Genomic DNA, 10,969 nt, shown 5'->3' on the forward strand with positions numbered 1-10,969 from the left:
CGCTTACACCTTCGACACAAGAGGACGGCCGAGCAGGCCTTGGGGCCGAAAGACCAGAACGAGAACGAGCAGCGAGAAGCTGAAAACGTCTTTGTAGTCCGAGTTGACCAAGCCAGAGAACAGCGACTCGGAGATCCCGAGAATGATCCCGCCAAGCATTGCCCCTGGCAGAGAGCCGATCCCGCCAAGTACCGCGGCGGTGAACGCCTTGATGCCAATGATGAAGCCCGCGTAGAAGTCGAATGTGCCGTAGTTCATGGTGATCAGCACGCCGGCCAGGGCCGCCATCGCCGCACCGATGATGAACACGTAGGAAATGACGCGATCGGTGTTGATCCCCAGGATCGAGGCCATCTTGCGGTCTTGCTGGGTGGCGCGGCACATACGGCCGAGCTTGGTGTACTTGATGACGTAGGTCAGCAGGGCCATCCCGACAAACGCTGCGACCAGAATGAAGATTTTGGTGTAGGTGAGCTGGACGAAGCCGGTTCCAACCTCAACTCGCCATGCACCAGTCAGCAGTGTCGGTACGCCTTGTTGACGGGCGCCTTGGGCAATCTGTGCATAGTTTTGCAGGATCAGAGAAATACCGATGGCACTGATCAGCGGTGCCAGTCGGGTGGAGTTGCGCAGCGGTTTGTAGGCGACGCGCTCGATGACCCAGCCATACACCGCCGTGACGATGATGGTGAAGACCAGTGTGCCAAGCATCAGCAGGGGGAAGGATTCAATACCGAAGTATGCCAGCAGAGCCAGACTGATTGCCGCGAGGTAAGCGGAAATCATGTAAACCTCGCCGTGGGCGAAGTTGATCATGCCGATGATGCCATAGACCATTGTGTAGCCGATGGCGATCAGGCCATAGACCGACCCGAGGGTCAGGCCGTTGACCAGTTGCTGCAGGAAAATACCATCCATAACGCAATCTCACGCAGTGAGAACCTGCACACCAGTGATGTGCGATTCTTCTAGGAAAAATACAGATTTACGTCGGAGCAATGTCAGCCACGATCAGCCTGGCCCCACTGATTCCGTGTGGGAGCGAGCCTGCTCGCGAAAGCGGTTGAACATTCGACAAAGCTGCTGTCTGTCAGTCCGTCTTCGCGAGCAGGCTCGCTCCCACAGGGACTTGTGGGGTTCAACTTATCGTGTCAGCCCTTACTTCTGTTTTTCCAGCTGGTGGTATTTGCCATCCTTGTCCCACTGGTAAACAACGTAGTCGGAGACTTTCAGGTCGCCCTTGGCGTCCCACTCTTTCTTGCCCATTACGGTCTGGACCGAGTTGGCCTTCAGCCATTTGGCCGCCGCTTCGCCATCATTCTTCTTGGCGCCATTGAAGGCAGCCGCGAGGGTCTGGACCGAAGCATAGGCGTACAGGGTGTAGCCCTCAGGCTCGGTGCCTTTCTTGCGGAACTCGTCCACCACGGTCTTGCTGTCTGGCAGCAGGCGTGGGTCGGCACCGAAGGTCATCAGTACGCCGTCAACGAATTGCGGACCGCCAGCGGTGGTCACCAGTTCGTCGGTTACGATGCCGTCGTCGGACATGAACTTGACGTCTTTGAGGCCTTGCTCACGCAGTTGACGAACCAGAGGACCGGCTTCCGGGTGCAGGCCACCGAAGTAAACGACGTCGGCGCCAGCGCCGCGGATTTTGGTGACGATGGTGCTGAAGTCTTTTTCGCCACGGGTCAGGCCTTCATACAGCACTGGCGTTACACCGCGCTTGACCAGTTGAGCCTTGGTAGCATCCGCCAGACCTTGGCCGTAGGTGTCCTTGTCGTGCAGGACCACCACTTTCTTGCCCTTGAGCACATCAACGATGTAGTCGCCGGCCACGATGCCTTGCTGGTCGTCACGCCCGCACATACGGAACATGGCACTCAGGCCACGCTCGGTAACCGCCGGGTTGGTGGAACCTGGAGTGATCGCGATGATGCCCGCTTCGTCGTAGATCTCGGAGGCCGGAATGGTCGACGAGGAGCAGAAGTGACCGACTACGCCAGCGACTTTCTGGTTGGTCAGGTCCTTGGCGACCGTCACAGCCTGTTTCGGTTCGCAGGCGTCATCGCCTTTGACCAGTACGATTTTTTCCCCGTTGACACCGCCAGCGGCGTTGACTGCATCAGCCGCTGCCTGCGCACCCTTCATGTACTGCTCGCCAAATGCGGCGTTGGCGCCTGTCATCGGCCCCGCCACACCAATTTTCACATCAGCCTGTGCAAACGCAGAAACACCCAACGCAGTTGCCACTGCGAGGGCCAGAAAGCCTTTCTTGTAAAACGTCTGGGACATGAGGTGGTGCTCCAAGGTTTTTTTTAGTTGGCACTGCGACTTCTCTGAATGCTCAGAGCAAGGGCCGTGCCATCGGTTTTTTATTCTGAAAAAAGTCGCTGCCTTATTGTTATTTCGACTGTTTCGGGCCCATTTTCATTGGGCGTGCAACCGTCTAAACCGCGGAAGGTGAAACCTTTTATATTTAAAGGCGCAACCCGTATGCGCCATCATTGCAACCGCAGCGCCAAACGATGTGCAACCAGCCTGTAACAGCCCGCGTCACCGAACTGCACACTGCTGGTGCGGGACTGCTACAACCCGCACCATTACAGGCTAGCCGCTTCGCTGAAAAGCGCCGCTTCCAGCAACATATTTCAACAATCAGATGACGATCCGCAGGCACTGGCCCGCGTGATACAACGAAAATCCGGCTTCATACAGGCAGCTTCGCAGCCCCACACCTGCCAATGGCTGCATGGGCGCGAAAGGAATCGGCAAGGCCTGAGGATTTCCATTACACAAATAATCGGCAAAGGCTTTGCCGACGACTGTACCGGTAGTCACGCCTCGACCGTTGTAGCCGGTGACGGCCACCAGACCTGGTGCCGGCTCAAACAGGCGCATCAAATGATCCGGCGTGAAAGCGATACAACCGGTCCAGGTGCATTCCCACTCCACCGGCTTCAAGTACGGAAAGTAATGCTGCTGAACCCGGTCGGCCCAGGCTTTCAGGAACCAGGTCGGTTTCTGGTTGCCATTGCCGAGACTGCCGAGTAACAACCGCCCTTCGGCATCGCGACGGATGCTGCTGAGCACCTGCCGGGTGTCCCAGGAACCCTGGCCGCCGGGCAGAATCTGTTGCGCGGCGTCTTCGGTCAGCGGCACCGAGGCCACTTGATAGTAATAACCGGGGAAAAAGTTGCGCCGCAGCTCCGTCCAGTCACCTTCGGTATAGGCGTTGGAGGCGATGACCACCTGCTCGGCCCGCACCGCCCCCTGGGCGGTTTGCACCGACCAGCGCTGGCCCTGACGTTCGAGTCGGGTCACCGGTGAATGATCGAACAGCTGACCGCCGAGGCCGATGGCCGCGTTCGCCAGCCCCGTGGTGTAGGCCATCGGGTTGATCGTGCCGGCACGCCGATCGAGCAGAGCGGCGGCGATCTTTTTTGTGCCGGTGGCTTGTTCGCAGGCTTGACCGGTTAACAGTTCCACCGGTGCACCACGACGTTTCCATTGTTCTTCGCGACTGCGCAGATCCGCTTCACCACGCGCGTTGTGCGCCATGTGCAGCGTGCCTTCGCGGCGTAACTGGCAATCGATGTTGTATTTGTCGACCAGGCTGAACACCAGGGACGGCGCCGCACCCAGCATGCGGTTGAGCTGACTGCCGACCGCCTCGCCGAAACCGGCTTCGATTTCATCCGGTGCAATCCACATCCCGGCGTTGACCAGCCCGACGTTACGCCCCGAACCGCCATGCCCGGCGCGATGCGCTTCCAGCACACAGACACTTTTACCCTGTTCCAGCAGATGCACCGCCGCCGACAGACCGGTGAAACCGGCACCGATGACGCAGACATCCACCGTCACCTCGCCCTTGAGCGCCACGTTGTCGGGCCTTTGCGGCGTCAGTTTTTCCCACAGACACTCTTCGCGTAACGGCATTGCCAGACTCCAACAGAAACCTAACAAACACATCCATTCCAGTGTGGGAGCGGGCTTGCTCGCGAAGGCGTCCGTGTATTCAGTATCTATGTGACTGAAAGACCGCTTTCGCGAGCAAGCCCGCTCCCACATTGGATTTTCATTGGATCAAAGATCTGAGCTCATCTCAGTCGAACGTAATGCCCTGAGCCAACGGCAACTCCAGCGAATAGTTCACGGTATTGGTCTGACGACGCATGTACCCGCGCCATGCATCCGAACCGGATTCACGACCACCGCCCGTCTCCTTCTCGCCGCCAAACGCGCCGCCGATTTCCGCGCCGCTCGGGCCGATGTTGACGTTGGCGATGCCGCAATCACTGCCCACCGCCGACATGAACCGCTCGGCTTCACGCACGTCGGTGGTGAAGATGCACGACGACAGGCCTTGTGGCACGGCGTTGTTCAGGCGCAGCGCCTCTTCAAAATCGTTGTAACCGATCACGTACAGAATCGGCGCGAAGGTTTCGCTGCACACCACATCGCTCTGTTCCGGCATTTCGACGATCGCTGGCGAAACGTAGTAAGCGTTGGGGAATTTGTCTTCCAGCTGACGCTTGCCGCCGAACACCCGGCCGCCTTCGCTCAAGGCCTGCTCCAACGCGTCCTGCATATTTTCGAAGCTGTGTTTGTCGATCAGCGGCCCAATCAGATTGCCTTCTAGCGGATGGCCGATGCGCACTTTGGAATAAGCGGCTTTGAGGCGGGTGACGATTTCCTCCTTCACCGATTCATGGGCGATCAGGCGACGCAACGTGGTGCAACGCTGACCGGCGGTGCCGACGGCGCTGAACAGAATCGCCCGTACGGCCATGTCCAGATCGGCGCTTGGGCCGAGGATCATCGCGTTGTTGCCGCCCAGCTCGAGAATGCTGCGGGCAAAACGTGCCGCGATTTTCGGCGCCACTTCGCGGCCCATGCGGGTGCTGCCGGTGGCGCTGACCAGTGCGACACGTGGATCATCGACCAGCGCTTCGCCGGCATCGCGGCCGCCGATAATCACTTGGCTCAGGTGCGGTGGTGCGTCGCTGAAATTTTTCAGGACGCGGTCGAACAACGCCTGGCAGGCCAGCGCGGTCAGCGGGGTTTTCTCCGACGGTTTCCAGATCACCGGGTTGCCGCAGACCAGCGCCAGCGTGGCGTTCCAGGCCCAAACGGCGACCGGGAAGTTGAACGCGCTGATCACGCCGACGACGCCCAGCGGGTGCCAGGTTTCGCGCATGTGGTGGCCAGGACGCTCGGAGGCAATGGTCAAACCGTACAGCTGACGGGACAGACCGACCGCGAAGTCGCAGATGTCGATCATTTCCTGAACTTCACCCAACCCTTCCTGAGTGATCTTGCCGGCTTCCCAGGAAACCAGCTCACCGAGGTCGGCCTTGTATTCGCGCAGGATGTCGCCCAATTGGCGCACCAATTCGCCACGACGCGGCGCCGGAACCTTGCGCCACAGTTCGAACGCATGATCTGCGCGACTGATGTGCTGCTCGACTTCAGCGGCGCCTTCCCAGTTCACGGCAGCGATACGGCTGCCATCGATTGGCGAATGCACCGGCACTTTGCCGTTCTGGTACAGGGCCGGGTTCACACCAAGACGATCAAGCAATGCGGCAACCATGGGTCACTCCTCAAGCAAAAAACAGAAAACGTGCAGCCGGATTCATTCGGCTGATCAGACCTGTAGTTTTAGCTCCCCGGAGGTTACCCAACAAACGACCTTTAAGAGAGATATCATTCCGTTTATTCATGCTGCGAATCTGCCGGTAAAAAAGAGCACAGAGAAACGCGAAAAAGGACCACCCATGCTGAATAAACGCTACTTGCCGTCGATCACCGCGTTGCAGTGCTTCGAGGCCGTGACCCGGCATTTGAGCTTCACCCGTGCCGCCGAAGAGCTGAATCTGACGCAGAGCGCCGTGAGCAAACAGGTCGCGCAACTCGAAGAGTTGTTGCAACACTTGTTGTTCCGCCGGGTGCGCCGACGTCTGCAAATGACCCCCGCCGGCGATTTGTACCTGGTGGAAGTGCGAAAAATCCTCACCCAAGTCGAAATGTCGACCCATTATCTGCGCTCCTACGGCGGTGATACCGAAGTCTTGCGCGTCTCGACGCCTCCGACCTTCGGTGCACGCTGGCTGGTGCCGCGCCTGAAAGGTTGGCGCCTGCGCCATCCGTCGATCCATCTGGACCTGTGCAGCGAACAGGAAGCGGATGATCTATTGCAAGGTCGCAGCGACCTGGCGTTCTACTTTGGCCAAGGCTCTCGGCCCGGCACCGAATGCCTGAAGCTGTTTGGCGAGGAGCTGGTGCCGGTCTGCGCACCGGGCAGCCTGCCGGACACGCCGTTCACCGACCCTACGCAACTCACCGACCTGGTCCTGCTGCAAAACGCTTCCCGGCCTCAGGCCTGGCACGACTGGTTCGACAGCCAGGGCTACCACACCGAACACAGCTACCACGGCCCGCGTTTCGAAACCTTCTACATGTGCATCCGCGCCGCCCAGGTCGGCTGCGGCGTGGCGCTGTTGCCGAAGTTTCTGGTGGAAGAGGAATTGGCCGACGGCAAACTGGTCATTCCCTGGAAGCATGCGATGCCCAGCACCGACGCCTATTACCTGGCGTATCCGGAGCATTCGGCGGAAGTACCCAAGGTGCGGGATTTTGTGAAGTGGATGCTGGAGCAGATCGATAATCCCACATCTAACGATTAACTCTCCGTAGGCGCTATGTAAGAGCTGTGTAGGAGCTATGTAGGAGCTGTCGAGTGCAACGAGGCTGCGATCTTTTGATGGTGATCTTAAAAGCAAGATCAAGAGATCGCAGCCTCGTTGCACTCGACAGCTCCTACAGAGGCAATTCGCGCTGATGCAAAAATCGCTGGCAATCCTTACTGCTGATATGCGCCACTAGCCCCATTCATTGAAACAGCTGCAACGTCGCTGCCACGGGCCGCGGCCAGCCTGGAGAACCCCGTTATGAGCGAGAGTGTGTTTGCCGATCGCATCGTGCAGAACCTGCTCGACACCGACTTCTACAAACTGACGATGATGCAGGCGGTGCTGCACAACTACCCGAACGTGGAAGTCGAATGGGAGTTTCGTTGCCGTAACAGCGAGGATCTGCGCCCATACCTGGCGGAGATCCGTTTCCAGATCGAGCGCCTGGCCGAGTTGAGCCTGAGCGCCGATCAGTTGAGTTTCCTGGAGCGCATCAGCTTTCTGAAACCGGATTTCCTGCGCTTTCTCGGGCTGTTCCGCTTTAACCTGCGCTATATCCATACCGGCATTGAAAACGGCGAGTTGTTCATCCGTCTGCGCGGGCCGTGGCTGCACGTGATTCTTTTCGAAGTGCCGCTACTGGCCATGGTCAGCGAAGTGCGCAACCGTTATCGCTACCGGGAAATCATTCTGGAACAGGCCCGTGAACAGCTCTATCGCAAGTTCGACTGGCTGAACGCCAACGCCAGTAGCGATGAATTGTCCGAATTGCAAGTAGCCGATTTCGGCACTCGCCGTCGCTTCTCGTACCGTGTGCAGGAAGAAGTGGTGAACGTGCTCAAGCATGACTTCCCCGGTCGCTTTGTCGGTACCAGCAACGTGCACCTGTCCCGGGAGCTGGACATGAAGCCGCTGGGCACCATGGCTCACGAATGGATCATGGCCCATCAGCAACTCGGTCCACGGCTGATCGACAGCCAGATTGCCGCCCTCGACTGTTGGGTTCGCGAATACCGGGGTTTGCTGGGGATCGCCTTGACCGACTGCATTACCTCCGATGCCTTCCTCAATGATTTCGACCTGTTCTTTGCCAAGCTCTTCGACGGCTTGCGCCACGATTCCGGTGACCCGGTGCAGTGGGCGGAAAAAGCCATCGCCCACTATCACAAGCTTGGCATCGACCCGATGAGCAAAACCCTGGTGTTTTCCGACAGTCTGACGCTACCCAAATCTCTGGAGATTTTTCGGGCATTGCGCGGTCGGATCAATGTCAGCTTCGGTATCGGTACTAACCTGACGTGTGACATTCCGGGTGTCGAACCGATGAGCATCGTGCTTAAAATGACGGCCTGCAACGGCCAGCCAGTGGCCAAGATTTCTGATGAGCCTGGCAAGACTCACTGCAAAGACCCGAATTTCGTCGCCTACTTGCGACATGTTTTCCAAGTACCTGCCGCCATTTCCAGCCCATCTAGCAAGGAGTGAATTCATGCAAGCCGTACAGCGTGAGATTGCTGAACAGCTCAAGGTCCAACCGCCGTTTGCGGATCAACTCGCCCTCGAGGCTGAAGTTGCCCGGCGGATCACCTTCATTCAGGACTGCCTGGTCAATGCCGGGCTCAAGACGCTGGTGCTGGGCATCAGCGGCGGCGTCGACTCCCTGACCGCCGGCCTGCTGGCCCAGCGCGCCATGCGCGAACTGCGCGAGCGCACTGGTGATGCCAACTACAAGTTCATCGCCGTGCGCCTGCCTTATGGCGTCCAGTTCGACGAACATGATGCCCAGGCCTCAGTGGACTTCATTGCTCCCGATGAGCGCCACACCGTAAACATCGGCCCGGCGGTCAAATCCCTGGCCAGCGAAGTGGCGGCCTTCGAGGGTAAGGAGGCGGTGCAGAAGGATTTCGTGCTGGGCAACACCAAGGCGCGGATGCGCATGGTCGCGCAATACACCATCGCTGGCGCGGCTCACGGCCTGGTGATCGGCACCGATCACGCGGCAGAAGCGGTGATGGGTTTCTTCACCAAATTCGGTGACGGCGCCTGCGACCTCGCACCGCTGAGCGGCCTGGTGAAAAATCAGGTCCGGGCGATTGCCCGCAGCTTCGGCGCGCCGGAGTCGCTGGTGGAAAAAATCCCGACCGCCGACCTCGAAGACCTGTCGCCGGGCAAACCGGACGAAGCGTCCCACGGGGTGACCTATGCCGAGATCGACGCCTTCCTGCACGGCGAACCGGTGCGTGAGGAAGCGTTCAAGATCATCTGCGACACGTACAAAAAGACCCATCACAAGCGCGTGATGCCGTTCGCGCCATAAGGACGTCGGCGTCTGTACCGACGCCTTCGCGGGCAAGCCACGCTCCCACAGATTTTGTGTCGGCCCCCGGTAATGGGCACGACACAAATCCTGTAGGAGCGAGGCTTGCCCGCGAAGAACGATGACTCGGTCAACCGTCAGACACAAAAAAAGCGTCCCTAGCGGACGCTTTTTTATGCGCTTGATTCGATTACTTCAGGGTAACCGTACCTTTCATCATCGAGATGTGGCCCGGGAACGAGCAGAAGAAACCGTATTTTTCAGCAGCATTGAGCTTCGACACGTCGAAAGTTACCGAGTCGGTTTCCTTCGCGCCGATGACTTTGGTGTGGGCGATGATGCGGGCATCACCTTCTTTCAGGTAGTTCTTATCGATACCTGCCGCCAGGCCGTCGGTGGCGATCGGCTGCATGTCGGCTTCTTTGCTCAGCACCCAGTTATGACCCATGACGTTTTTTGGCAGGCTGCCGGAGTGGGTCAGTTCAACGGTGAAGGTCTTGCAGCTTTTGTCGATTTCAATGGCCTTGGTGTTGAAGGACATCTGATCGGTGGAGTCGATGGTCGTCTTGCACTCGGCAGCCATCAATTGGCTGCTGGCCAGTGTCAGCAGGGATACCGCAACAAGTTTGGCAAACATGGTGAATCTCCAAGGCAGGGTTAACAAAAGTGCTAATGGACAGAAGACTGCCTGAAATCTTCGCAAGTTCCTATGACCTGAATCAAAAATTGTATACAACTTTCGGGCTATGACACTCATCGAAACAATCTACCAGCCAGACGTCTGGCACGGCCCTATCATCAGGGCCGTCATCTCTCATCTGGAGCGTCTGTCATGTCTTTCAACAGCTTGTTGTGCAGTTTGCTCGCCGCCTACGCCTGCGGCGCCAGTGGCACCTATGAAACGCCAAAACGCGAGGTTTAACCCTTGGAACGAGGCAAGCCTGCCTTTACTCTGTGGCCCTGATGACCATGGAGTAAGGCATGTCTTTAGCGTCCGTTTGTGTATTTTGCGGTGCCAGCACTGGCACTAACCCGGTTTATCGTGAAGCGGCTGTCGCCCTGGGGCGAGCATTGGCCGAGCGCAAGCTGACTCTGGTCTATGGCGGCGGCGCCGTCGGGCTGATGGGGATCGTTGCCGATGCCGCGCTGGCGGCCGGCGGTGAAGTGATCGGGATCATCCCGCAGAGCCTCAAGGACAAGGAAATCGGCCACAGCGGCCTGACTCGACTGGAAGTGGTCGACGGCATGCATGCGCGCAAGGCGCGAATGGCCGAGCTCAGCGATGCCTTCATCGCTCTGCCCGGCGGCCTGGGCACACTGGAAGAGCTGTTCGAAGTCTGGACCTGGGGCCAGCTCGGCTATCACGGCAAACCGCTGGGTTTGCTGGAAGTAAACGGTTTCTACAGCAAATTGACGTCTTTTCTTGATCATATCGTCGGCGAAGGCTTCGTTCGCGAAGCGCACCGTGACATGCTGCAAATGAGCGAATCGCCGCAAACCCTGCTCGATGCACTGGACGCCTGGCAGCCCTCGGTACCGCCAAAATGGACCGAGCAAAAACCCAGCTAACGGCTCGGCATCGATACAGGGCAGAATATGCGCCGCTCAACCTCACCTTCGACCCCAGAGGATCGCCCATGGCTAAACCTAATTATTCCTTCGCCAAACGTCAGAGAGACTTGGCCAAGGAGCAGAAGAAAGAGGAAAAGCTTCAGCGCAAGAAAGCTACAGCTGAAGAAGAAGCAGCAGCACTGAACCCGGATACCGAAGGCGAAGTGGCTACAGACGAAACTGAAGCACCGAAAGATCAGGCGCCCGACGCCTGAGACCCTCAGGGCCCGATGATCTGATCAGGCCCACCGGATCTGTGTCCAGGGTCAGCAACGATGTTGCTGACCCTCACAGTCCAGTCTGAAAATTCCCCGTCCAGAACTGACTTGCACATCCCCATGTGGGA

Annotated in this window: 10 protein-coding genes; 5 read left to right on the plus strand and 5 right to left on the minus strand. The window is 58.3% G+C overall.

Features of this window, described 5'->3' with window-relative positions; all coding sequences use genetic code 11:
- Positions 1-3 precede the first annotated feature (3 nt).
- The 4 genes from IB250_RS24410 to IB250_RS24425 all read right to left on the minus strand — a co-directional run bounded on the left by IB250_RS24410 (position 4) and on the right by IB250_RS24425 (position 5,596).
- Entirely contained in the window at positions 4-918 is a 915-nt protein-coding gene (locus tag IB250_RS24410) for an ABC transporter permease subunit (RefSeq protein WP_192345939.1), read from the minus strand.
- 240 nt (positions 919-1,158) lie between these two features.
- Positions 1,159-2,292, minus strand: a complete 1,134-nt coding sequence (locus IB250_RS24415; protein WP_192345941.1) for an ABC transporter substrate-binding protein — start codon at positions 2,290-2,292, stop codon at positions 1,159-1,161.
- A gap of 363 nt (positions 2,293-2,655) precedes the next feature.
- Positions 2,656-3,939, minus strand: coding sequence for an NAD(P)/FAD-dependent oxidoreductase (locus IB250_RS24420; protein ID WP_192345943.1), 1,284 nt, complete (start codon positions 3,937-3,939; stop codon positions 2,656-2,658).
- 166 nt (positions 3,940-4,105) lie between these two features.
- Positions 4,106-5,596 carry an aldehyde dehydrogenase family protein gene (locus IB250_RS24425; RefSeq protein WP_095634030.1) on the minus strand — a complete coding sequence of 497 codons (1,491 nt, stop codon included), beginning with the start codon at positions 5,594-5,596 and terminating at the stop codon, positions 4,106-4,108.
- A gap of 184 nt (positions 5,597-5,780) precedes the next feature.
- On the opposite strand from IB250_RS24425, the gene IB250_RS24430 reads away from it, so the two are divergent.
- The 3 genes from IB250_RS24430 to nadE all read left to right on the plus strand — a co-directional run bounded on the left by IB250_RS24430 (position 5,781) and on the right by nadE (position 9,012).
- A complete protein-coding gene (locus tag IB250_RS24430) occupies positions 5,781-6,689 on the plus strand; it encodes a LysR family transcriptional regulator (RefSeq protein ID WP_192345944.1) in 909 nt (302 codons plus the stop codon).
- Between the two features lie 264 nt (positions 6,690-6,953).
- Positions 6,954-8,180: a nicotinate phosphoribosyltransferase gene (gene pncB, locus IB250_RS24435; RefSeq protein ID WP_192345946.1), complete on the plus strand. Its 1,227-nt coding sequence runs from the start codon at positions 6,954-6,956 to the stop codon at positions 8,178-8,180.
- A 4-nt stretch (positions 8,181-8,184) separates the two neighbouring features.
- Positions 8,185-9,012: an ammonia-dependent NAD(+) synthetase gene (gene nadE, locus IB250_RS24440; RefSeq protein WP_123358670.1), complete on the plus strand. Its 828-nt coding sequence runs from the start codon at positions 8,185-8,187 to the stop codon at positions 9,010-9,012.
- Between the two features lie 190 nt (positions 9,013-9,202).
- On the opposite strand, the gene azu is transcribed toward nadE, so the two are convergent.
- Positions 9,203-9,649 carry an azurin gene (gene azu / locus IB250_RS24445; protein WP_192345948.1) on the minus strand — a complete coding sequence of 149 codons (447 nt, stop codon included), beginning with the start codon at positions 9,647-9,649 and terminating at the stop codon, positions 9,203-9,205.
- A gap of 344 nt (positions 9,650-9,993) precedes the next feature.
- On the opposite strand from azu, the gene IB250_RS24450 reads away from it, so the two are divergent.
- Together IB250_RS24450 and IB250_RS24455 are read left to right on the plus strand one after the other, a co-directional pair.
- A complete protein-coding gene (locus IB250_RS24450; protein ID WP_192345950.1) occupies positions 9,994-10,581 on the plus strand; it encodes a TIGR00730 family Rossman fold protein in 588 nt (195 codons plus the stop codon).
- 68 nt (positions 10,582-10,649) lie between these two features.
- Positions 10,650-10,838 (plus strand): hypothetical protein, encoded by a 189-nt coding sequence (locus tag IB250_RS24455; RefSeq protein WP_007902706.1) that lies wholly within the window; start codon positions 10,650-10,652, stop codon positions 10,836-10,838.
- Positions 10,839-10,969 lie beyond the last annotated feature (131 nt).

Origin of the sequence: Pseudomonas sp. PDM09, from assembly GCF_014852305.1 — a bacterium.
Classification (GTDB): domain Bacteria; phylum Pseudomonadota; class Gammaproteobacteria; order Pseudomonadales; family Pseudomonadaceae; genus Aquipseudomonas.

Bases quoted from the DNA above. Each gene is read 5' to 3' on its own strand.
- IB250_RS24410 (WP_192345939.1), bottom strand. From the start codon at position 918: ATGGATGGTATTTTCCTGCAGCAACTGGTCAACGGCCTGACCCTCGGG.
- IB250_RS24415 (WP_192345941.1), bottom strand. From the start codon at position 2,292: ATGTCCCAGACGTTTTACAAGAAAGGCTTTCTGGCCCTCGCAGTGGCA.
- IB250_RS24420 (WP_192345943.1), bottom strand. From the start codon at position 3,939: ATGCCGTTACGCGAAGAGTGTCTGTGGGAAAAACTGACGCCGCAAAGG.
- IB250_RS24425 (WP_095634030.1), bottom strand. From the start codon at position 5,596: ATGGTTGCCGCATTGCTTGATCGTCTTGGTGTGAACCCGGCCCTGTAC.
- IB250_RS24430 (WP_192345944.1), top strand. From the start codon at position 5,781: ATGCTGAATAAACGCTACTTGCCGTCGATCACCGCGTTGCAGTGCTTC.
- pncB (WP_192345946.1), top strand. From the start codon at position 6,954: ATGAGCGAGAGTGTGTTTGCCGATCGCATCGTGCAGAACCTGCTCGAC.
- nadE (WP_123358670.1), top strand. From the start codon at position 8,185: ATGCAAGCCGTACAGCGTGAGATTGCTGAACAGCTCAAGGTCCAACCG.
- azu (WP_192345948.1), bottom strand. From the start codon at position 9,649: ATGTTTGCCAAACTTGTTGCGGTATCCCTGCTGACACTGGCCAGCAGC.
- IB250_RS24450 (WP_192345950.1), top strand. From the start codon at position 9,994: ATGTCTTTAGCGTCCGTTTGTGTATTTTGCGGTGCCAGCACTGGCACT.
- IB250_RS24455 (WP_007902706.1), top strand. From the start codon at position 10,650: ATGGCTAAACCTAATTATTCCTTCGCCAAACGTCAGAGAGACTTGGCC.